Source organism: Actinomadura rifamycini DSM 43936 (assembly GCF_000425065.1).
In the GTDB taxonomy this organism is placed as follows: Bacteria; Actinomycetota; Actinomycetes; order Streptosporangiales; family Streptosporangiaceae; genus Spirillospora; species Spirillospora rifamycini.
The window spans coordinates 87,594-108,020 of record NZ_AULB01000011.1; the positions used below are offsets into that span (position 1 = coordinate 87,594).

21 protein-coding genes are annotated in these 20,427 nt (G+C 74.7%); 12 read left to right on the forward strand and 9 right to left on the reverse strand.

Annotated features, from left to right (window positions below):
• The first annotated feature begins 9 nt into the window (after window positions 1-9).
• The 6 genes from H505_RS0110735 to H505_RS0110760 are packed head-to-tail and all read left to right on the forward strand — an operon-like array spanning window position 10 to window position 6,355.
• Window positions 10-966 carry an LLM class F420-dependent oxidoreductase gene (locus H505_RS0110735; RefSeq protein WP_026401978.1) on the forward strand — a complete coding sequence of 319 codons (957 nt, stop codon included), beginning with the start codon at window positions 10-12 and terminating at the stop codon, window positions 964-966.
• Window positions 963-2,024: a CaiB/BaiF CoA transferase family protein gene (locus tag H505_RS0110740; protein ID WP_026401979.1), complete on the forward strand. Its 1,062-nt coding sequence runs from the start codon at window positions 963-965 to the stop codon at window positions 2,022-2,024. Before H505_RS0110735 ends, H505_RS0110740 begins: the two co-directional genes overlap by 4 nt.
• 26 nt (window positions 2,025-2,050) lie before the next feature.
• Complete coding sequence (locus H505_RS0110745) at window positions 2,051-3,523, forward strand: class I adenylate-forming enzyme family protein (protein WP_211238448.1); 1,473 nt, start codon at window positions 2,051-2,053, stop codon at window positions 3,521-3,523.
• Complete coding sequence (locus H505_RS0110750) at window positions 3,501-4,454, forward strand: acyl-CoA dehydrogenase family protein (protein ID WP_026402140.1); 954 nt, start codon at window positions 3,501-3,503, stop codon at window positions 4,452-4,454. Before H505_RS0110745 ends, H505_RS0110750 begins: the two co-directional genes overlap by 23 nt.
• Window positions 4,441-5,547: an acyl-CoA dehydrogenase family protein gene (locus tag H505_RS0110755; RefSeq protein ID WP_026401981.1), complete on the forward strand. Its 1,107-nt coding sequence runs from the start codon at window positions 4,441-4,443 to the stop codon at window positions 5,545-5,547. The genes H505_RS0110750 and H505_RS0110755 overlap by 14 nt, the downstream gene beginning before the upstream one ends.
• A 40-nt stretch (window positions 5,548-5,587) precedes the next feature.
• Window positions 5,588-6,355 (forward strand): enoyl-CoA hydratase/isomerase family protein, encoded by a 768-nt coding sequence (locus tag H505_RS0110760; protein WP_026401982.1) that lies wholly within the window; start codon window positions 5,588-5,590, stop codon window positions 6,353-6,355.
• Between the two features lie 53 nt (window positions 6,356-6,408).
• On the opposite strand, the gene H505_RS0110765 is transcribed toward H505_RS0110760, so the two are convergent.
• A complete protein-coding gene (locus H505_RS0110765; protein ID WP_026401983.1) occupies window positions 6,409-7,170 on the reverse strand; it encodes an SDR family NAD(P)-dependent oxidoreductase in 762 nt (253 codons plus the stop codon).
• A gap of 53 nt (window positions 7,171-7,223) precedes the next feature.
• Between H505_RS0110765 and H505_RS0110770 the strand changes: the two genes are divergently transcribed.
• Genes H505_RS0110770 through meaB form a run of 3 tightly spaced genes read left to right on the forward strand, consistent with a single transcriptional unit; the run spans window position 7,224 to window position 10,820 of the window.
• Window positions 7,224-8,672, forward strand: a complete 1,449-nt coding sequence (locus H505_RS0110770) for a class I adenylate-forming enzyme family protein (RefSeq protein ID WP_026401984.1) — start codon at window positions 7,224-7,226, stop codon at window positions 8,670-8,672.
• Window positions 8,665-9,828, forward strand: a complete 1,164-nt coding sequence (locus H505_RS0110775) for a thiolase family protein (RefSeq protein ID WP_026401985.1) — start codon at window positions 8,665-8,667, stop codon at window positions 9,826-9,828. Before H505_RS0110770 ends, H505_RS0110775 begins: the two co-directional genes overlap by 8 nt.
• Window positions 9,825-10,820 (forward strand): methylmalonyl Co-A mutase-associated GTPase MeaB, encoded by a 996-nt coding sequence (meaB, locus tag H505_RS41150; protein WP_245592485.1) that lies wholly within the window; start codon window positions 9,825-9,827, stop codon window positions 10,818-10,820. The genes H505_RS0110775 and meaB overlap by 4 nt, the downstream gene beginning before the upstream one ends.
• A gap of 45 nt (window positions 10,821-10,865) precedes the next feature.
• Here the strand turns inward: meaB and H505_RS0110785 are convergent, their stop codons facing one another.
• The 8 genes from H505_RS0110785 to H505_RS0110820 all read right to left on the reverse strand — a co-directional run bounded on the left by H505_RS0110785 (window position 10,866) and on the right by H505_RS0110820 (window position 17,828).
• A complete protein-coding gene (locus H505_RS0110785; protein ID WP_211238449.1) occupies window positions 10,866-11,729 on the reverse strand; it encodes an acyl-CoA thioesterase in 864 nt (287 codons plus the stop codon).
• A 55-nt stretch (window positions 11,730-11,784) separates the two neighbouring features.
• Window positions 11,785-12,459 carry a TetR/AcrR family transcriptional regulator gene (locus H505_RS0110790; protein ID WP_026401987.1) on the reverse strand — a complete coding sequence of 225 codons (675 nt, stop codon included), beginning with the start codon at window positions 12,457-12,459 and terminating at the stop codon, window positions 11,785-11,787.
• A 130-nt stretch (window positions 12,460-12,589) separates the two neighbouring features.
• Complete coding sequence (locus H505_RS0110795) at window positions 12,590-13,438, reverse strand: acyl-CoA dehydrogenase family protein (RefSeq protein ID WP_211238450.1); 849 nt, start codon at window positions 13,436-13,438, stop codon at window positions 12,590-12,592.
• Between the two features lie 2 nt (window positions 13,439-13,440).
• Window positions 13,441-14,589, reverse strand: coding sequence for an acyl-CoA dehydrogenase family protein (locus tag H505_RS0110800; RefSeq protein ID WP_051300528.1), 1,149 nt, complete (start codon window positions 14,587-14,589; stop codon window positions 13,441-13,443).
• A complete protein-coding gene (locus tag H505_RS0110805; protein ID WP_084550095.1) occupies window positions 14,586-15,053 on the reverse strand; it encodes a nuclear transport factor 2 family protein in 468 nt (155 codons plus the stop codon). Before H505_RS0110805 ends, H505_RS0110800 begins: the two co-directional genes overlap by 4 nt.
• The gene (locus tag H505_RS0110810; protein ID WP_026401991.1) at window positions 15,010-16,251 is read right to left on the reverse strand and encodes a metal-dependent hydrolase family protein; all 1,242 of its coding nucleotides are present in this window, start codon (window positions 16,249-16,251) and stop codon (window positions 15,010-15,012) included. The genes H505_RS0110805 and H505_RS0110810 overlap by 44 nt, the downstream gene beginning before the upstream one ends.
• Before the next feature lies 1 nt (window position 16,252).
• Window positions 16,253-16,576: a hypothetical protein gene (locus H505_RS0110815; RefSeq protein ID WP_026401992.1), complete on the reverse strand. Its 324-nt coding sequence runs from the start codon at window positions 16,574-16,576 to the stop codon at window positions 16,253-16,255.
• Complete coding sequence (locus H505_RS0110820) at window positions 16,560-17,828, reverse strand: aromatic ring-hydroxylating oxygenase subunit alpha (RefSeq protein WP_026401993.1); 1,269 nt, start codon at window positions 17,826-17,828, stop codon at window positions 16,560-16,562. The genes H505_RS0110815 and H505_RS0110820 overlap by 17 nt, the downstream gene beginning before the upstream one ends.
• Before the next feature lie 234 nt (window positions 17,829-18,062).
• Here H505_RS0110820 and H505_RS0110825 point away from each other — a divergent pair, with 234 nt between their 5' ends.
• The 3 genes from H505_RS0110825 (at window position 18,063) to H505_RS0110835 (ending at window position 20,409) form a co-directional block, all read left to right on the forward strand.
• Window positions 18,063-18,389: a hypothetical protein gene (locus H505_RS0110825; protein WP_026401994.1), complete on the forward strand. Its 327-nt coding sequence runs from the start codon at window positions 18,063-18,065 to the stop codon at window positions 18,387-18,389.
• Between the two features lie 120 nt (window positions 18,390-18,509).
• On the forward strand, window positions 18,510-19,235 hold the full coding sequence (locus tag H505_RS0110830) for an enoyl-CoA hydratase-related protein (RefSeq protein ID WP_026401995.1): 726 nt from the start codon (window positions 18,510-18,512) through the stop codon (window positions 19,233-19,235).
• Between the two features lie 7 nt (window positions 19,236-19,242).
• Entirely contained in the window at window positions 19,243-20,409 is a 1,167-nt protein-coding gene (locus tag H505_RS0110835; RefSeq protein WP_026401996.1) for an acyl-CoA dehydrogenase family protein, read from the forward strand.
• The last annotated feature ends 18 nt before the right edge of the window (window positions 20,410-20,427 follow it).

Here is a 20,427-nt window from a genome sequence, read left to right on the forward strand (position 1 = left end):
GGAGGCATTGTGCGGGTCGGCGTGATGATCGGGCCGGAGCGGGGGGACGCGGCCAAGAAGGTTGGGCGGATGATCGACGACGTCCTGTGGGCCGAGGAGGCCGGGCTGGACACCGCCTGGATCCCGCAGGTCCCGACGGACTTCGACGCCCTGGTGGCGGCGTCCCTGATGGGCGCCCGCACCCGGCGGATCGAGCTGGGGACCGCGGTCGTCCCGCTCCAGGCGCAGCACCCGATCGCGCTGGCCCGGCAGGCGCTGTCGGCGCAGGCCGCCGCGGGCGGCCGGCTCACGCTCGGCGTCGGCCCGTCGCACCACTGGATCATCAAGGACATGCTCGGGCTGCCCTACGAGAAGCCCGCCGCGTACACCCGCGACTACCTGGACGTCCTGGACGCCGCGCTGCGCGGCCCCGGCGACGTGGACGTCGAGAACGGCACGTTCACCGTGCACAACCCGCTCGGCATCGGGCCGGTCGCGCGGATGCCGGTCATGCTCGCGGCGCTCGGCCCGGTGATGCTGCGGATCGCGGGCGAGCGCGCCGACGGCACCGTCCTGTGGCTGGCCGACGAGCGCGCGGTCGCCGAGCACGTCGCGCCCCGCATCACCAAGGCGGCCGAGGAGGCGGGACGGCCCGCGCCGCGGATCGTCGCGGGCGTCCCGGTGTGCCTGTGCGGGCCGTCCGAGGTGGACGCGGCCCGCGAGCGCGCCAACCGCATCCTCGGGGAGGCGGAGATCTCCCCGAACTACCAGCGGCTCCTGGACCACGGCGACGCGAAGGACGTCGGGGACCTGTGCGCGGCGGGCGACGAGGAGGCCATCGCGGCGCGGTTCCGGCGGTTCGCCGACGCGGGCGTCACCGACCTGTCGGTGCGGCTGCTGCCGATCGGCGAGGGCCGCGAGCAGCTGGTGGCGTCCAAGCGCCGGACCCGCGAGGTGCTCGCGGGGATCGCGGCGGACCTGCGATGACCGCGGGTTCCGGGGGCGGCGCCGGGCCGCTGGCGGGGGTCCGCGTTCTGGAGGTCGGCCACATGCTGGCCGGCCCGTACGCGACGATGATGCTCGCCGACCTCGGCGCCGACGTGGTGAAGCTCGAACCGCCGGGCGGCGACATCTCCCGGCAGGTGGGCGACGCGTACTTCGCGAGCCTCAACCGGGGCAAGCGGAGCGTCCGGCTCGACCTCGGCACCGAGGCGGGGCAGGCGCGGCTGGGCGAGCTGGCCGCGGACGCGCACGCTCTGCTGGTGAACCTGAAGCCGTCGGCGATCCACAAGTACGGGCTGACGTACGAGGCGCTGCGGCGGTGGAACGAGCGGATCGTCTGCGTCGCCGTCACCGGGTTCGGCCTGGACGCCGGGGACGACCCGGCGTTCGACTACGTGATCCAGGCGGCCACCGGCATCGCGGCGCTGACCGGCGACCCGGACGGGCCGCCGACGCTGCCCGGGTACTCCTCGGCGGACAACTCGGCGGGGCTGGCGGCGGCGCTCGGCCTGCTCGCCCAGATCGTCTCGGGGCGCGGCGGGCAGGTGGAGGTGTCGCTGCGGGACGTGATGCTGTCGCAGCTCAACTACCGGGCCTCGGCGTACCTCAACGAGGGCGTCGAGCCGCGGCGGCTGGCGAACGGCGCGCACTCCTACTACGTCCCGGCGCAGCTGTTCCCGACGGCGGAGGGGCATCTGGCGCTGTTCATCACCCACGACGCGTTCTGGCGGTCGTTCTCGGCGGAGGCCGGGGTCGCGGGCTTCGCGACGATGGGGGAGCGGGCGGTGCGGCGCGAGGAGGTCCTGAAGGCGGTCACCGAGGCGCTGGCGGCCGACACGGCCGCCGGGTGGGAGGCGCGGCTGCGCCCGCTGGGCGTCCCGGCGGCGGCGGTGCGGACGCTCCCGGAGGCGCTCGCCGCGACCCCCGAGGCGGTCGTGACCGCCGGCGGCTTCCGGCTCGTCCGCTGCCCGGTCCGGGTCGCGGGCCACGCGGCGGAGCACCGGCCGCCGCCCCGGCTGGGCGAGCACGACGGGACGCTCTAACATCATGAGAATGACATTCTCTTCAGATGGACGGGAGACTCTCGATGTCGTCCCCTGACCCGCGCTCTCCGGGCACCGGAGAGCGGATCGCGCTCGTCTACGCGGACCCCGAGTCCGGCGGCGACCGCGAGTACAGCGTGGAACGCCTGGACGCCCTGGCGAACGGCCTCGCCGCCGTCCTCGCGGAACGGGGCGTGCGGGCCGGGCAGCGGGTGGCGCTCATGTCGTCCAACCGCCCCGAGTTCGTCGTCGCGGTCCGGGCCCTGTGGAAGCTCGGCGCGGCGGTCGTCCTGCTCAGCCCGGCGTGGAAGCGCACCGAGGTCGCGCACGCCCTGGAGATCACCGAGCCCGCGCACGCGGTCGGCGACCACCCGGTCCTCGCCGGGCTGATGCCGATGCTGCACCTCGACGAGCCCGTCGGGCCCGCCGCGGCCGCCTACAAGGACCCCGATCCGGACGCCGACGCCGTCCTGGTGTTCAGCTCCGGCACGACCGGCATGCCGAAGGCCGTCCGGCACACGCACGGCTCGTTCGCCGCCGCCGTCCGGCACTGGCGGGACGCGCTCGCGCTGACCGCCCGGGACCGCATCCAGATCACGACGCCGCCCTCGCACATCCTCGGCCTGCTCAACATCGTCACCGCCCTGGACGCGGGCGCGTGGCTACGGCTGCACCGCCGCTTCGACCTCGACCGGATGCTCCACCACATTCAGGCCGACCGCATCACCGTCGAGATGGCCGTCGCGCCCATCGCGCTGGCGCTCGCGAACCATCCCCGCCTCGAGTCCTACGACCTGTCCTCGCTCCGGTTCATCATGTGGGGCGCGACGCCGGTCACGCCGAGCGTCGCCGAGACCGTCACCCGCCGGACCGGCGTCGGCTGGGTGCCCGCCTACGGCGCCAGCGAACTGCCCGTCATCACCTGCAACCCGCTGGACGGCGCGCGGCTCGACAGCGCGGGCCGCGCCGTGCCCGGCGTGACGCTGCGGACGGTGTCGCTGGAGACCGGCGAGCCCCTCGGCCCCGGCGAGGTGGGCGAGATCCAGGCGCGCGCCGAGTCGCTGATGGCGGGCTACCTGCCGGACGGGGCGACGGCCGAGGGCTTCGCCGACGGCTGGTACCGCACCGGCGACGTCGGGCGCATCGACGCGGACGGCTGGCTGACGCTCACCGACCGGTCCAAGGAAATGATCAAGGTGCGGGGGTTCCAGGTCGCGCCCGCCGAGATCGAGGCCGTCCTGCACGGCCACCCCGGCGTCGCGGACTGCGCCGTCTTCGGCGTGCCCGACGAGGCCGACGGCGAGGCGATCGTCGCGGCCGTCGCCCCGCAGGGCCCGCCGCCCGACCCCGCGGCGCTGATCGCGTACGTCGGCGAGCGGCTCGCGGGCTACAAGCGCCCGCGCCGCGTCGCGGTCGTGCCCGAGATCCCCCGCCTGCCCTCCGGCAAGGTGCTGCGCCGAGTACTCAAGGAGCGTCATGGACGCGCGACTGACCACTGAACAGCGCGAGCTGCGGGACGCGGCCGCGCGGCTCGCCGACGACCTCGGCCCCGGATCCGTCCAGGACCTCGCCGACGCCGACCGCGCCGCCCGGCTGGAGAAGGCGGTCGCCGCGACCGGCTGGCGGACCCTGCGCTCGGACGGCGCCTCGGGCGTCGAGGTCGCGATCGTCGCCGAGGAGTTCGCCCGCGGGCTGGTCGACGTCCCGTTCGCCGGGCCCGTCCTGGCCGACGACCTGCGGCCGCACGCCGAGGTCGGCGACGCCTGCACGATCGCCGTGGACGTCGCGGCCGGCCGGGCCGCCGGGACGGTCGCGGCCGGCCGGGCCGCCGGGACGGTCGAGGCCGTGGACGCGGCGGGCGCCGACCGGGCCCTCGTCGTCCGGGACGGCCGCGTCCTCGCCGGCCCCGTCGGCGCGGTGCTCCCGGGGACCGACCTGACCCGGCGCGCCGCGGAGGTCGGCGCGCTGGAACCGGCGGGCGCGCTGGACCCGGACGCCGCCGGGCGGCGGCTCGCGCTGGCGCTCGCCGTCACGTCCGCCGACCTCGTCGGGGCGGCCCGCGGCGCGCTGGCGCTCGCGGTCGGGTACGCGGGGGTCCGCGAGCAGTACGGGAAGGCGATCGGCTCCTACCAGGCCGTCGCGCACCCGCTCGCCGAGGGCCGCGCGCTGATCGAGGGGTCGGTGAGCGTCCTGCGGCACGCGGCCTGGGCCGTCGACGAGCTGACCGCGGACGAGGCGCTGCGGGCCGCCCGGATCGCGAAGGTGTACTGCGCGCGGGCCGCGCGGGCGGTCTGCGAGACGGCGGTGCAGGTGCACGGCGGCATCGGCAACACCTGGGAGTGCCTCGCGCACGTGTACCTGCGGCGGGCGCTGGCGTCCGCCGAGCTGTTCCCCGCGCGACTGGAGGAGATCGACCTTGGACTTTCGTGACTCGCCGGAGGAGGCGGCGTTCCGCGCCCGCCTGCGCGACTGGCTGGCCGAACGCGCCGGGACGTTCCCGACCTCGGGGGACGAGTACTGGCGGCGGGCGGGCGAATGGCACCGGACGCTGCACGCTGCCGGGTTCTTCGGCCTGTCGTGGCCGGAGGAGTACGGCGGCCACGAGCTGCCGCCCGTCTACGACGTGATCCTCGACGAGGAGCTCGCCCGCGCGGGCGCGCCGCCCCGGCCGAGCCTCGGCTACCTCGTGCAGGGCCTCGGCCGGCACGGGAGCGAGGAGCTGCGGCGCGCGTTCCTGCCCGGGATGATCGACGGGACCGAGCGGTGGTGCCAGGGGTTCTCCGAGCCCGGCGCCGGGTCCGACCTCGCGTCGCTCACCACCACCGCGACCCGGGACGGCGACGAGTACGTCGTCCACGGGCACAAGATCTGGACGAGCTACTCCGACGTCGCCGACTGGTGCCTGCTGCTGGCCCGCACGGATCCGGACGTCCCGCGCCACAAGGGGCTGTCGGGGTTCATCGTGTCGATGAAGCAGCCCGGCATCGAGCAGCGGCCGCTGACGATGATGAGCGGGGTCAGCACCGAGTTCGGCCAGGTGGTCTTCGACGGCGCGCGGGTGCCCGCGGACCGGATGGTGGGGGCGCCCGGCGAGGGCTGGGCGCTGGCGATGACGATCGTCGGGCACGAGCGCGAGCCCGCCGAGCTCGGCTTCTCGGCCCGGTACGGCAAGCTCGTCCGCGAGCTGGCGTCCCGGGCGGAGGACGGGCCGGGGCCCGACCGCACGGCGCGGGACGAGCTCGCGTGGGCCGCCGTCCAGACGGAGATGCTGCGGCTGCACGTCCGGCGGCGGCTGTCGGAACGGCTCGACGGCGTCTCGCACGGCCCGGAGGGGTCCCTCGACAAGCTGCTCATGACGTGGGCCGAGCAGTCGGTGGGGCACGCGGCGCTGGCCGTCGCCGGCACCCGCGACGCCGAGATGCTGCACGCCTACCTGTACAGCCGCGCCCAGAGCGTCATGGGCGGCACGTCGCAGATCCAGAAGAACATCATCGCCCAGCGCATCCTGCGCCTGCCCTCCTGACCCGCCCCCCGGGCCGGCCCGACTGAAGCCGAGGAGCCACATGTACGACATGCCGGACGAGATCGAGGTCACCGCCGACGGCCCGGTGCGGATCATCACGCTGAACCGCCCGGACGCGCTCAACGCCGTCAACGACCCGCTGCACGCGGGGCTGGCGCGGCTGTGGCCGCGGCTCGCCGCGGACCGCGACGCCCGCGCGGCCGTGCTGACCGGGCGCGGCAGGGCGTTCTCGGCGGGCGGCGACTTCGCCTACCTGGAGGAGCTGCGCGGCGACCCCGGGCTGCGCGCCAAGTCGCTCGCGGACGGCCGCGACATCGTCCTCGGCATGGCGCGCTGCCGGGTGCCGGTGGTCGCGGCGGTCAACGGCCCGGCCGTGGGGCTCGGGTGCAGCCTGGTCGCGCTCAGCGACATCGTCTACTTCGCCGAGCGGGCGCACCTCGCCGACCCGCACGTGCAGGTCGGCCTGGTCGCGGCGGACGGCGGCCCGCTGACGTGGCCGCTGCACACCAGCCTGCTGTTCGCCAAGGAGTACGCGATCACCGGAGCGCGCATCCCCGCGCGGCGGGCGCTGGAGATGGGGCTCGCGAACCACGTGGTGGAGGACCCGCTCACCGAGGCGCTGGCGTGCGCGAAGCGGATCGCCGGCCTGCCGCGGCTGGCGGTGGAGAGCACCAAGCGCATCCTGAACATCCAGCTCGAGCGGACCGTGCTGGCGACCCTCGACTTCGCGCTGAACGCCGAGGACCAGTCGTTCCAGACGGACGACTTCGCGGCGAGCATGGCGCGGCTCGCGAAGAGCGCGGACTAGCGGGAGCACGGTGAAGGCCCCGGGAGCAGGGCTCCCGGGGCCTCCCGGCGGGCTCACTTCGGGGGGAACCGGAGGGCGCCGTCGAGCCGGATGACCTCGCCGTTGAGGTAGTCGTTCTCGCAGATGTGCTCGACGAGCGCCGCGTACTCCGGGCTCTGCCCCATGCGGCGCGGGTGCGGGACCTGCGGTCCCCAGTACGCCTCGAGCTTGTCGCCGGCCTTGCCGTACGCGGGGGTGTTGAAGGTGCCGGGCGCGATGGTGACCACGCGGATGCCGAGGGGGGACAGGTCGCGGGCGGCGACGAGCGTCATGCCGACCACCCCGCCCTTGGCGGCCGCGTACGGCAGCTGCCCGATCTGCCCCTCGAACGCGGCGATCGACGCGGTGTTGACGATGACGCCGCGCGAGCCCTCCGCGTCGTCCCGGCGGCCCATCGCGGCGGCGGCGAGCCGCATCACGTTGAACACGCCGGTGAGGTACACGTCGACGGTCTTCCGGAAGCCCGCGAGGTCGAGGGGCGCGCCGTCGCGGCCGACCAGCCGCCCGCCGGTCGCCGGGCCGCCGTGGCAGTCGACGGAGACGCGCAGCGGGGCGGCGTCCGCGGCGGCGGCGACCGCGGCCTCGACGTCGGCCTCCTCGGTGGCGTCGGTCCGCACGTACCGGACGCCCAGCTCGGCCTCCAGGGCCTTGCCCTTCTCGTCGGCGAGGTCGGCGACGACGACCTTCGCGCCGGCCGCGTGCAGCCGGCGCACGGTCGCCTCGCCGAGGCCGCCCGCCCCGCCGACCACGACCGCGGAGCTCCCGCTGATCTGCATCGGTGTCCCCTCTCTTGCTAATACGGATCTACCTGAGCGAGAATAGCATTCTCATGAACATTGCGATGATCCTCGAAATGGCGGTCTCGGCGGGTGATCGGGTGGCCGTGTCGGCGGGCGACGGGGCGGCGGGCGGCCGCTCCTGCACCGCCTCCGAGCTCCTGCGCCTCGCCCGTTCCGCGGCGCATCGGTTCCGGGAGTACCCGGCGGTCCTCTACCTGGGCACCAACCACCTCGCCTACCCCGTCGCGCTGTTCGGCGCGGCGATCGCGGGCGTCCCGTTCGTCCCCCTCAACTACCGGCTCGGCGAGGAGCAGCTCGGCGCGCTGCGCGACCGGCACCCCGGCGCCCTCGTGCTGGGCCCCGGCGACCTCGACGGCCTCCTCGACGCGGCGGACCCGCCCGCCGGCGCGGACCCCGGGGAGCTGCCGGACGGCGACGAGGTCGCCGTCCTGCTCTACACCAGCGGGACGACCTCGGCGCCGAAGTCGGCGGTCCTGCGGCACCGGCACCTGCTGGCCTACGTGATGAACACCCTCGAGTTCGCGTCCGCCGGGGAGGAGGACGCGGCGCTCGTCGCCGTCCCGCCGTACCACATCGCCGGGCTGGCCAACCTGCTCACCAACATCTACACCGGCCGCCGCGTCGTCTACATGGCGCGGTTCGACCCGGCCGAGTGGCTCGCGACCGTCCGGCGCGAAGGCGTCACGCACGCCCTCGTCGTCCCGACGATGCTCGCCCGGATCGTCGCCGAGGCCGACGGCGACGACGCCGGGGCGCCGACGCTGCGCACCCTCGCCTACGGGGGCGCGCGCACACCGCGGCCCGTGCTCGAACGGGCCCTGCGGCTCTTCTCCGGCACCGGGTTCGTCAACGCCTACGGGCTGACGGAGACGGCGTCCTCGGTCGCGGTCCTCGGGCCGAACGACCACCGCAAGGCGCTCGCGTCCGCCGACCCCGCGGTGCGGGCCCGGCTGGAGTCGGTCGGCCGGGCCGTCCCGGGCGTGGAGTTCCAGGTCCGCCGCGACGACGGGACGCCCGCGGCGCCCGGCGAGACCGGGCTGGTGTTCGTCCGCGGCGACCAGATCTCCGGCGAGTACGGCGGCGGCACGGTGCTGGACGCCGACGGCTGGTTCGCCACCCGCGACCGGGGCCGGCTCGACGGCGGCGGCTACCTGTTCATCGAGGGCCGCGCCGACGACACCATCATCCGGGGCGGCGAGAACATCGCCCCCGCCGAGATCGAGGACGTCCTGCTCGGCCACCCGGGGATCACCGAGGCCGCCGTCGTCGGCCCGCCCGACCCCGAGTGGGGGCAGCGGATCGTCGCGGTCGTCGTCGGCGAGGGCGACCCCGAGGAGATCAGGCGGTGGGCGAGGGAGCGGCTGCGCTCGTCCAAGACGCCCGACGCGATCGTCTTCCGCGCGGAACTGCCGAAGACCGACACCGGAAAGATCCTCCGCCGCACCCTGCTGGCCGACCTGGAGTCCGCCCATGCCTGAGACCGCCCCCGAAGCCGTCATCGTGTCCGCGCTGCGCACCCCCATCGGCACCGCGTTCAAGGGGACCCTGCGCGACACCACCGCCTTCGACCTGGCCCACCACGTCGTCTCCCGCGCGGCGTCCGGCCTGGACCCCGACCTCATCGACGACGTGATCCTCGCCGAGGGCCTGTACGGGGGCGGCGTCGTGGCCCGGCACGCGGCGCTGACCGCCGGGCTCACCGGCGTCCCCGGCCTCGCCCAGAACCGGCACTGCGCCGCCGGGCAGGCCGCCGTGCAGAGCGCCGCCGCGGGCATCCGCGCCGGGATGGACGACCTGGTCGTCGCGGGCGGCGTGAACTCGGCGTCCACCGCCCCGAAGTCGTCGTTCCGGGTGGACGGCGAGTGGACCGACTGGTTCCCGCCCACCCACCCCGACCGGCCGGACGCCCCCAACCGCGACATGTCGATCACCGTCGGCTGGAACGCGGCCGTCGAGGCGGGCGTGTCCCGGGAGGAGATGGACGCCTGGGCGCTGCGCTCGCACCGCAACGCCGTCCGCGCCATCGACGAGGGACGGTTCGACGCGGAGATCGTCCCGATCGAGACGCCGCACGGCACGTTCGCCGTCGACGAGCACCCGCGCCGCGACACCACGCTCGAGAGGCTCGCCGCGCTGAAGCCGCTGCACCCCGAGATCGAGGGGTTCAGCATCACCGCGGGCAACGCCTGCGGAGCCAACGACGGCGCCGCCGCGCTCGTCGTCGCCGGCGACCGGTTCGCCCGCCGGCACGGGCTGCCCGCGCTGGCGACCGTCCGGTCGTGGGCGTCCGTCGGCGTGGACCCGCGCATCACCGGGCTCGCGCCGGTGAAGGCGATCCCGAAGGCGCTGGCCCGCGCCGGGATGACGTCCGCGGACGTCGACGTGTTCGAGATCAACGAGGCGTTCGCGGCGATGTGCGTCGCGACCGTCGGCCGGCTCGGGCTCGACCCGGACCGGGTCAACGTCAACGGCAGCGGCTGCTCGCTCGGCCACCCGGTCGCCGCGACCGGCGCCCGGATGCTGGTCACGCTGGTGCACGAGCTGCGCCGCCGCGGCGGCGGCGTCGGCGTCGCCGCGATGTGCGCGGGCGGCGGGATGGGCTCGGCCACCGTGATCGAGGTCCCCGCCCCGTGACGGACGTGCCTGCGGCGGACGTGCCCGCGGCGGGCGCGCCGGTTTCGGGGGCGCCCGGGACGGACGTCCCCGGGCTGCTCGCCGCGGCCCGCCGCGGCTCGCCCCGGGCGGCGGGCCGGCTGCTGAGCCTCGTCGAGGGGGAGCGCCGCGGCGAGGTCCTCGCCGCCCTTGACGCGGACCCGGTCCCCGCCCCCGCCTCCGGAGCGGGGACCGCCCGGGTCGTCGGGCTGACCGGGCCGCCCGGCGCGGGCAAGTCGACGACCGCCGCCGCGCTCGTCGGGGCCTACCGGGAGCGCGGGCTGCGGGTCGCGGTGCTCGCGGTCGACCCGTCCTCCCCGTACAGCGGTGGCGCGCTGCTCGGCGACCGCATCCGGATGGCCGCGCACACCACCGACCCCGGCGTGCTCATCCGCTCGCTGGCGACGCGCGGCCACCTCGGCGGCCTGGCCGCCGCCGTGCCCGCCGCCGTCCGGCTGCTGGGCGCGCTGGCGTTCGACCTGGTCCTGGTGGAGACGGTCGGCGTGGGGCAGTCCGAGATCGAGGTCGCCGCCGTCGCCGACCCCACCGTCGCCGTCCTCACGCCCGGGGCGGGCGACGCCGTCCAGGCGGCGAAGGCCGGGCTGCTGGAGGTCGCCGACCTGCTGGTCGTGAACAAGGCCGACCGGGACGGCGCCGCGCGCACCGTCCGCGAGCTGCGGATCGAGACGGGCGCCCCGGTGCTCACCCTCGTGGCGGCCGAGGGGACGGGCCTGCCGGAGCTGGTCGAGGCGATCGACGCCCACCACCGCGCCGACACCGCGGAGCGGCGGGCGTCCCGCGCGCACGCGCAGATCCTCTCGCTCGCCCACACCCGCCTGCGCGCCCACCCGGAGCTCGCCCGGCTCGCCGCCGTTGTCGCCGACGGCCGCCACGACGCCTACACGGCGGCGGACCTGCTCCTCCGCCGGTCCCGCGAGCCCGGCGGGGAGGCGGAGGAGCAGGGGCCCGGGTAGCCGCCGGGCGCGGCCGCCGGGCCGCGCCCCCGCGGGCATGCCGCCTTAGGAGTGGTCCTTCAGACGCAGGAGGGCCTCCTGCGCGTAGGAGGCGACGAGGGAGCCGTCCGCGGCGAGCAGGTCGCCGCGGCCGAAGCAGCGGCCGTGCGCCAGGACCGGGCTGTGCTGGCGCAGCAGCAGCCAGTCGTCGGTGCGGAACGGCCGGTGGAACCACACGCTGTGCGAGGTGACGGCCGAGGTGAACGCCGTCCCCGCGTCGCTCTGGGAGACGCCGTCGAGCGGGCGCAGCGCGGTTCCGATGAGTGTGAGGTCGGTGGCGTAGGCGGCCAGCGCCGGCGCCAGCTCCGCGCCGACGGCCGGCGTGCGCATCCACAGCTCGTACTCGGGCGGCCCGGCGGCCGCGGCGTCCAGGTCCGCGGTCGAGCGGGTCTCCCACGGGAGCAGGTCGAGCTTCACCTCGTGCTCGGCGCCGGGGACGGCCGGCACCCCGGGGACGGACTGCCGGTCGGCGCCGTCCTCGCCAGCGTGCAGCGACACCGACGCGGTGGCGATCACGCCGGGCTCCTGCCGGGCCGTGACCGCCACGGTGGCGAACGTCCCGCCCTCGTGGTGGCGCTCGACCTCGTACCGGACGGGCTCGTCCGAGCGGCCCGCGCGGGGGAACAGCGCGTGCAGGGACTTGACGGCCTTGCCCGGGCAGGCGGCGCCGGCCGCCCGGACGAACTGGGCGAGGAGCTGGCCGCCGAACAGCCGGTGGTAGGTCAGCCGCTGGTTGCGCCCGGTCAGCCGGACGGCGGCGGGGGAGGGGGCGGCCGCGGCGCCGGAGCCGCCTCCCGGAACGGGGCCGGGGCCGTCCAGTTCCAGGCAGGCGAGGAGGTCGCTCCACGGATCGGTCACGGAAGTGGGCATGCCACTAGTGTAAATCACGTGCCCGATCTATGAGAATGCTATTCTCGCCCGGGTCTCACGCGGCGGCGGCGAACCCCGTGGAGCAGAACTCCCACAGCTCCTCGGCCGTGATCGGGTGGGCGTCCTCGTCGACCGGGGCGCCGTGCGCGATGAACATGACCGTCTGCATCACCAGCGCCGCCGCGCGCCGCGGCTTGACGCCCGGCCGCAGCGCGCCCGCCGCCTCCACCTGCTCCAGCAGCTCGGTGAACAGGCCGAGCAGCGGCGCGTGCGCCGACTTCACCTCGGCCGGGTGCGACACCAGCAGCTGCGGGGCGAAGTCGGTGAACAGCGGCCGCTGCGCCGCCGGGTCGGGCCGGGACAGCTCGAACAGCAGCTCCACGGCCACCTTGAGGCGGTCCATCGGGTCGGTCCGGCCGCCGGCGGCGGCGCGGATCTGGTCGGTCGACCGGCGCAGGGCGTCCTCGAACAGGGCGAGGAGCAGCTCGTGCTTGCCGTCGAAGTGCTGGTAGAAACTGCGCAGCGACTGGCGGGAGCGGTCCACGACCTCCTGCACGGTGAAGTCGGTGCTGCCCTTCTCCGCGATGATCGCCTGGGCCGCGTCGAGGAACCGCTCCACCCGCTGCTCGGCGCGCAGCCGCGCCGCCTTGGTCGAGCGCTCGACCGCGCGGTCCTTCCAGGCCGGCCGGTGGCTCGGGGTGTCCGCCGTCGAATCCGTCTTCTGCACCATGTGTAGAACCTTACTGCACAGTATCGACAGTCGCCGGTACCGGCACCGCACTACGGCGCGCACGGTAACGAGACTATGACTTTCCTAACTCAAGAGTGTCATAGGCTCACGCTCCGCGGCGCGCCGCCGCTCACAGTTCCACGAGCCGCCGCGCCGCCCCCTCCGCGCGCAGGATCCGCCCCGCCTCCCGGGTCAGCTCCCGGGAGCCGCCGAGCAGGCCGTCCAGGACGAGCGCGCGCCGCACGTGCCGGTGCAGTCCGTGCTCCTCGGTGAACCCGATCCCGCCGAGCACCTGCTGGCAGTGCCGGGCCGCCGTCAGCGCCGCCCGTCCCGCCGCGGCCTTGCCGAGCAGCGCCGCCAGGTCCGCGTCCGCCGGGGCGTGCGGGGCGGTCAGCACCGCCTCCGCGCCCTCCAGCTCGACCAGCGTCTCGGCGAGCCGGTGCCGGACGGCCTGGAACGCGGCGATCGGACGGCCGAACTGCGCGCGGTCGAGCGCGTGCTCGCGCGCGAGGCGCAGCATCGCCCGCCCGGTCCCGGCCAGCCACCAGCCGAGCGCCCGGCGCCCCGCGGCGAGCGGGACGGGCGCGCCGTCCGGGACGGGACGCAGCGGCAGGTCGCCGTCGAGCACGTCCGCGCCGCGGTCCCCGGGCCCGCGGTCCCAGACGACCCACCGGCCGCCCGCGTACGGCAGCGGCGGCGGGGCGTCCCCGGCGGGACGCCCGGACGCACCGGGCACCACGTCGTTCAGCACCACGTCGTTCAGCACCGCCGCGTGCGCCCCGGTCTCGCCGAGCAGCCCGAACACGAGCGGGACGGCGACGTCCGGCGCGGCGGCGAGCAGGTCGGGCCAGCCGAGTTCCGCGAGGGCCGCGTCGAGCCGGGGGCCCGACGCCGCCGCCATCGTCTTGCACAGCGCGTCGGCGAGCATCTCCCGCTCGGCCGCGTCCATCGCGGGGGACTCCGGCGCAGGGGGCTCCATGGTCATTCCTTCCCCAGGTCGAGGAGACGGCGGGCGATGATGTTGCGCTGGATCTCGGCGGTGCCGCCGTAGATGGTGGCGGCCCGCGAGTACAGGTACTCCGAGCGCCACGGCGTCCCGTCCAGCTCCAGCACCCCCGGCAGCAGGTCCCGGGCGGTGTCGAACAGCCGCTGCTCGGCCCCGGCCAGCAGCACCTTGTCGACCGAGGTCTCCGGGCCGAGCCGCGCCCCGCCGGCGAGCCGCCGCTGCGTCGCGTGCGACCGGCAGCGGACGGTGTGCAGCGCGAGGTACGCGGCGCCGAGCGCGGCGTCGTCGGTCCCGCCGCTCTCGCCGGTCTCCTCGACGAGCCGGTCCAGCCGCGAGTACAGGTGCGCGACGCGGTGCCAGAAGCAGGTCGAGCGCTCGTGGGGCAGCAGGTCCATCGCCAGCCGCCACCCGTCGCCCGGACGGCCCAGCATCCGGTCGCCGGGGACGACGACGTCGTCGAAGAACACCTCGGCGAACTCGTCGACGCCGTGCATCGTGCGCAGCGGCCGGACCGTGATGCCGGGGGAGTCCATGTCGAGGAAGAACGCCGTGATCCCGGCGTGGCCGGGCGCGGTGCGGGTGAGCAGCACGCAGCGCGCCGCGAACTGGGCGAGGCTCGTCCACACCTTCTGCCCGTTGACCACCCAGTCGCCGCCGCGGGGCTCCGCCCGGGTCGACAGCGACGCGAGGTCGCTGCCGGACCCGGGCTCGGAGAACCCCTGGCACCACTGCTCGTCGCCGTTCAGCAGCCGCGGCACCATCTCGGCCGCCAGCGCGGGCGGCGCGTAGGAGATCACCGTCGGGGCGAGCACCTCGATCATCGAGTAGATGCCCGGTTCGGCCAGGCCGCGGGTCGCGACCTCCTCGCCCAGCACCGCGCGCAGCACGGCCGGCCCGCCGAGCCCGCCGGCCTCGGCGGGCCAGCCGTACCGCATCCAGCCCGCGTCGTAGAGGGCGCGCCGGACGCGGCCGAGCTGCGCGACCTGCCCGTCGAAGTCGAGACCGGGCGCGGGGGACAGGTCGTGCGCGTCCAGCCAGGCCCGCACCTCCGCCCGGAACTCCGCGACGTCCGCGCCCCCGGCGTGCCCGTGCGCGCCGTCCGCGCCGGTGCCGGTGCCGCTCATGCTCCCGCGCGCCGGTGCGCGTGCGGACGTCCGGAGTCGTGCGCGCCGCTGCGCCGGATGAACGTCATCGCCCGCGTCCGCAGCCGCCAGCCGTCGCCGGTCCGCGCGTAGGTGTCGTTGTAGTACCCGATGCGCATCTCGTGGGTGGAGTGGTCCACGAAGCAGAGCGGCTGCGTGCCGGTCGCGGTGTCGCCGTCGATCTCGACCGCCGCCGTCCCGGTGAGGAACAGGCCCTTGGGCGCCGCCTCGACCAACTCGGGGAACTCGTCCAGCCGGTAGGTGTCGCCGAAGGCGCTGTAGGTGCCGTCCGGGGTGAACACCCCGAGCAGCCCGTCGATGTCGCCCCGGGTGATGGTCACCGCGTACCGGGCGAGGAGCTGCTGGATCTCGACGTGGTCCTCGACGCCGCCCCTCGCCGTGCTACCTGTTGACGTGCTGCCTGTTGACGTGCTGCCTGTTGACAAAGACCTTCCCGCCCTTCATCACGAACCGCACGTCCTTGGTGACGGCGATGTCCTGCAGGGGATCGCCGGGCACGGCGATGACGTCGGCGAGGAGCCCCTCGGCGAGCCGCCCCCGGTCGGTGGCGCCGATCAGCTCGGCGGCCCGGACGGTCGCCGCGCGCAGCACGTCCGCCGGGGCCAGGCCGCGCTCGACCAGCGCCGTCAGCTCGAAGGCGTTGCGGCCGTGCGGGATGGCGGGGGCGTCGGTGCCGACCGCGATCTTCACCCCGGCCTCGTAGGCGGCCAGCACCGACCGCCGCGCCTTCGGGAACATCTCCGCGGCCTTCGCCTTCAGCTCGGGCGCCGCCTCCGAGACGTCCATGCCGTCGGCCAGGGCCGTGGTCGGGACGAGCCAGGTGCCGCGCTCGACCATCAGCGCGATCGTCTCGTCGTCGATGAGGAACCCGTGCTCGATGCAGTCGATGCCCGCCTCGACGGCGTTGCGCACCGCGTCCGCGCCGTGCGTGTGCGCCGCGACCCGCAGGCCGCGCCGGTGCGCCTCGTCGACGATCGCGCGCAGCTCCTCGTCGGAGTAGTGCTGCGCGCCCGGCGTGCCGGTGTGCGACATGACGCCGCCGGACACGCACACCTTGATCAGCTTCGCGCCGTGCTTGATCTGGTACCGGACGGCCCGGCGCACCTCGTCGACGCCGTTGGCGATGCCCTCCTCGACCGACAGCGGCAGGACGCCGGGCGCGAACGCCGCGAACATCGTCGGGTCCAGGTGCCCGCCGGTCGGGGTGATGGCGTGCCCGGCCGGGACGATCCGGGGCCCGTCGATCCAGCCCGCGTCGATCGCCTTGCCGAGCGCGACGTCCAGCAGGTAGCCGCCCGTCTTCACGAACAGCCCCAGGTTGCGGACGGTCGTGAAGCCGGCCCGCAGGGTGCGGCGGGCGTTGCCGACGGCGCGCAGCATCCGCAGCGGCGGATCGTCCTGGACGGGCGAGTACTCCAGCGTCTCGCCGCGCCCGCCCATCAGGAGGTTGACCTCCATGTCCATCAGGCCGGGCAGCAGGACCGCGTCGCCGAGGTCGACGACCTCGCCCTCGGGCGGGCCGCCGACCCCGGCGATGCGGTCGCCGTCGATCCGCAGGACCCCCGGCCGGACGATCTCGCCCGCGTCGACGTCGAGGAGCCCGGCCGCTCTCAGCGTGAGCATGTCAGACCACGGGCTCCACGATGAGGTCCAGGTACGCCGCGCCGGAGTCGGGGACGCGGGGCTGCTTCCACACCTCGACGGGGAACGACACCATGACCAGGCCCTGCATGAGGTGCATCAGGGTGCGGGCGTCCTCGGGCAGGTCGTCCCACGGGTGCCGGTCGATGTAGGCGATGGCGTCCTCCAGGCGGGGGAACGCGGCGTCGTAGAACGCCTGCATCTCCTCCATCGAGCTGGCGAGGCGCTTGGCGTACCGCTCGGGCTCGGTCGCCAGGGCCCAGCCCGCGTACGGCTCGAGGTCGGCGAATTCAGCGGGCAGCGGCATCGCGGTGCTCCTTGACGTGGTCGCGGGCGACTTTGTGCAGGTGACGCAGGAGGATCTCCTGGTCGTTGAGGGGGAACTCGGTGACGGCGCGGCCCTTGAGCATGGTCTGCGTGGCCTCGAGGGTGTTGGCGTCCTGGAGCGCGTACTCCTTGAACGTCACCGCGGCGAGTTCGTGGCCGAGGCGCTCGCGGGCGTTCTTCGGCGGGACGAAGTACAGGCTCGTCTCGAACACGTGCCGGTCGACGGCCGTCGGCCAGTAGTGGTACGTCAGGTACCAGCCGGGCGCCCAGACGAGCAGCATGAAGTTCGGGAACAGGACGAAGGAGTCGCTGCCCCACGCCTTGTGGCGGGCCGGGTTGAGGCCGGGCGGCAGGGTGTCGATCCCGTCGATGTCGGGCCGGTCCCAGGGGCCGAACAGCCCGCTGCGCAGCACCCGCTCGATCGGCTTGACCATGCTCGGGTCCTTGGGCGGGGACATGCCGCCCCAGGACGAGATCATGGAGTGCGGGCCGTCGAGCTTGTAGTGCAGCGCCTCGTAGCCGTAGCTGAACAGCTTGTCCGCCTCGCCCTTGACGGCCTGCTTCTGGTGCAGGACGGGCGCGTGGTAGAACTCCGCGAACGCGTCGATGAACAGCTTCCAGTTGCTGCCGATCTCGGCCCGGTAGCTGTACACCTCGGTCATCTCGTGGAAGGGGTAGCCCTCCAGGCCCTTGGCCATCTCGCCGAGGTAGTCGGTGAGCGGCGCGGCGTCCGGGTCGAGGTTGACGAAGACGAACCCCTCCCACACCTCGCACCGCACGGACTTGAGCCCGTACTCGGACTTGTCGACGTCGAAGAACTCCTCCTCCTGCTGGATGAAGGTCAGCTCTCCGGCCAGGTCGTAGCGCCAGGCGTGGTACTTGCAGGTGAACTGGCGGCAGGTGCCCTTGACCTCCTCGCCGGGGAAGTCGTTCCAGACGAGCTTGTTGCCGCGGTGCCGGCACACGTTGTGGAACGCGCGGACCTGCTTGTCCTTGCCGCGGACGATGATCAGAGACGTGTCCGCGACGGCGAGTTCCTTGGTGAAGTAGCTGCCGACCTTCGGCACCGACTCGACGCGGCCGACGTTCAGCCACGTCCGCTTGAAGATCGCCTCGCGCTCGGCCTCGTAGTGCGCGGGGTCGATGGAGTCGTTGTAGTCGACGGGTGCCGTGCCCAGTTCGGGATAGTGCTCGGTCCAGCTGCCGGCGGCGGGTTTCGGGAAGTGGGGCAAGGGTCCGACCTCTCGTGCCGTTCCTTCTCGCTGACGAGAATGGCATTCTCATTTGTGGATCGTAGGTTCTCACGGGTGGCGGCGGACGTCAATCCGCCGGGGCCCGGAACCCGGTGAAGCCGGTCGCCGCGGAGGGCCGCCTCCGGTGCCGCCCGCTCCCGCCCCCTCCACTGAACGGTTGATTCTCGTAAAATGAGAAGATAGTTTCCGCAGCGAGAGGAAGGAAGCACCGCCATGACGTCACCAGAACCGGCGCTGCGCCCCGGGGCGCAGCTCGCCAGCACCGTGTGCGCGACGAAGGTGGTGGTCGTCCGGGCCCCCGCGCAGGGCGCCCCGGTGATCGCCTGCGGCGGCAGCCCGATGGCCGCGGCCTCCGGGACCCCCGCCAAGCCGGCGGCGCCGTCCGGCGGCGCCGCGAACGCCACGCTCGTCGGCAAGCGCTACGTGGACGACGCCGGGACCGTCGAACTGCTGTGCGTGTCCTCGGGCGCGGGCGAGCTGACCTGTGACGGCGCGCCCATGACCATCAAGGCGGCCAAGCCGCTGCCCGCCTCCGACTGAAGGACCGCCCTTGCCATCGCCACAGACCCCATCGCAGACGCCGCCGCGGACGCTCCCGCGACGGAAGTCATCGCCACGATCGCCGTCCCCGCACGGGCGCCCGCGGGCCGTGGAGGCCCGGTGAGCGACCTCGTCCTGATCGAGCAGCGCGGCCACGTGCGGGTGCTGACGCTGAACCGCCCCGAGGCGCGCAACGCCCTCGACCCGGCCGCGATGGAGGAGCTGTCGGCCGCGCTGCGCGCCGCCGACGCCGACCCCGGCACGCGCGCGATCGTCCTGACGGGCGCGGGGACGGTGTTCTGCGCGGGGCTCGACATGAAGGCGTTCGCCCGGGGCGGCGACATCAAGGGACTCGTGTGGTTCTACCACCGCAGCGTCGCCACGCCGGTCGTCGCGGCGCTGAACGGCTCCGCGCTCGGCGGCGGCTTCGAGCTGGTGCTGGCGTGCGACCTGGTCGTCGCGGCCGAGGACGCCCGGCTCGGGATGACCGAGGTCGCGCGGGGCCTGTTCGCCGGCGGCGGCGGGACGACGCTCTCCCAGCGGATCCCGATGGCGCTCGCCCTGGAGATGGGCCTCACCGGCGACCCCGTCACCGCGGAGCGGGCGCGCGGGTACGGGCTGGTGAACCGGGTCGTCCCCGCAGGATCCGTCCTCGCCGAGGCGCTCGCGCTGGCCGGCCGGATCGCCGGGAACGGCCCGCTCGGCGTCGCGATGACCAAGAAGCTCATGCGGCAGCGCCGCTGGTGCACGCCGGACGAGGTGAACGAGGTGTTCGGCAGCGCGGACGCCAAGGAAGGGGCCCGCGCCTTCGCCGAGGGCCGCGCGCCGCAATGGACGGGAAGGTGACCACGCGGTGGACTTCGAGCTGAACGACGAGCAGAAGCTGTTCCGGGAGACGCTCCGCGACTTCGCCGACAAGGAGATCGCGCCGGTCGCCCCCGAGTGGGAGAGGACGGGGCGGTACCCGACCGAGATCGTGGAGGGGCTCCGCGACCTCGGGCTGTTCGGGCTCAACGTGCCCGAGGAGTACGGCGGCCTCGGCGCCGACCGCGTCTCCTACGCGCTCGCGTTCGAGGAGATCGCCCGCGCCTGGCTCGGCGCGGCCGGGCTGTTCGGCCCGCACTCGGTCGCCTGCGTGCTGATCGCCCGGCACGGCACCGCCGAGCAGAAGGAGCGGTACCTGCCCCGGATGGCGACCGGCGAGCTGCGGTCGGGGATCTGCCTGACCGAGCCCGGCGCCGGCACCGACCTGCAGGGCATCGCGACCGCGGCCGTGCGGGACGGCGACCACTACGTGGTGACCGGCGCGAAGACGTGGATCACCAACGCGCGCGTCGCGGGCGTCCTGCCCGTCCTGGTCAAGACGGGACGGGCCGAGCGCGCCCACGAGGGGATGTCGGTGCTGCTCGTCGACACGTCCTCGCCCGGCTTCCGGGTCACCCGCGACCTGCCCAAGCTCGGCTACAAGGGGCCCGAGACCTGCGAGCTCGTCCTCGACGAGGTGCGGGTGCCGGTCGCGGACCTGCTCGGCGGGGCGGAGGGGCGCGGCCTGCAGCAGGTCCTCGGCGGGCTCGAGATCGGCCGGATCAACATCGCGGCGCGGGCCGTCGGCGTCGCGCAGGCCGCCTACGAGGCGGCGCTCGGCTACTCGCGGGAGCGGGAGGCGTTCGGCCGGCCGATCTCGGACTTCCAGGCCATCCAGCTGAAGCTGGCCGACATGGCCACCGAGATCCAGGCCGCGCGGCTGCTGACCTACTGGGCCGCCGACCGGGCCGAGACCACCGGCGGCCGGGTCGACATGGAGGCGGGCATGGCGAAGATGTACGCCTCCGAAGTCGCCATCCGGTGCGCGCTGGAGTCGATGCGCGTGCACGGCGGCTACGGCTACTCCGCGGAGTTCGTCGTCGAGCGGCTGTACCGCGACGCGCCCCTCATGGCGATCGGCGAGGGGACGAACGACGTCCAGCGCCTGGTCATCGCGAAGGCCCTCGTGTCCGGTGGGGGACGCCTGGGCTGGTGAGCGACCGCGCGCGGCGCG

Coding starts and splice junctions, on each gene's coding strand:
- H505_RS0110815 (WP_026401992.1), bottom strand. CDS start 16,576: ATGCCGCTGCCCGCTGAATTCGCCGACCTCGAGCCGTACGCGGGCTGG.
- H505_RS0110790 (WP_026401987.1), bottom strand. CDS start 12,459: ATGGTGCAGAAGACGGATTCGACGGCGGACACCCCGAGCCACCGGCCG.
- H505_RS0110770 (WP_026401984.1), top strand. CDS start 7,224: ATGAACATTGCGATGATCCTCGAAATGGCGGTCTCGGCGGGTGATCGG.
- H505_RS0110800 (WP_051300528.1), bottom strand. CDS start 14,589: ATGAGCGGCACCGGCACCGGCGCGGACGGCGCGCACGGGCACGCCGGG.
- H505_RS0110765 (WP_026401983.1), bottom strand. CDS start 7,170: ATGCAGATCAGCGGGAGCTCCGCGGTCGTGGTCGGCGGGGCGGGCGGC.
- H505_RS0110785 (WP_211238449.1), bottom strand. CDS start 11,729: ATGCCCACTTCCGTGACCGATCCGTGGAGCGACCTCCTCGCCTGCCTG.
- H505_RS0110795 (WP_211238450.1), bottom strand. CDS start 13,438: ATGGAGCCCCCTGCGCCGGAGTCCCCCGCGATGGACGCGGCCGAGCGG.
- H505_RS0110745 (WP_211238448.1), top strand. CDS start 2,051: ATGGACGGGAGACTCTCGATGTCGTCCCCTGACCCGCGCTCTCCGGGC.
- H505_RS0110775 (WP_026401985.1), top strand. CDS start 8,665: ATGCCTGAGACCGCCCCCGAAGCCGTCATCGTGTCCGCGCTGCGCACC.
- H505_RS0110760 (WP_026401982.1), top strand. CDS start 5,588: ATGTACGACATGCCGGACGAGATCGAGGTCACCGCCGACGGCCCGGTG.
- H505_RS0110740 (WP_026401979.1), top strand. CDS start 963: ATGACCGCGGGTTCCGGGGGCGGCGCCGGGCCGCTGGCGGGGGTCCGC.
- H505_RS0110810 (WP_026401991.1), bottom strand. CDS start 16,251: ATGCTCACGCTGAGAGCGGCCGGGCTCCTCGACGTCGACGCGGGCGAG.
- H505_RS0110825 (WP_026401994.1), top strand. CDS start 18,063: ATGACGTCACCAGAACCGGCGCTGCGCCCCGGGGCGCAGCTCGCCAGC.
- H505_RS0110750 (WP_026402140.1), top strand. CDS start 3,501: ATGGACGCGCGACTGACCACTGAACAGCGCGAGCTGCGGGACGCGGCC.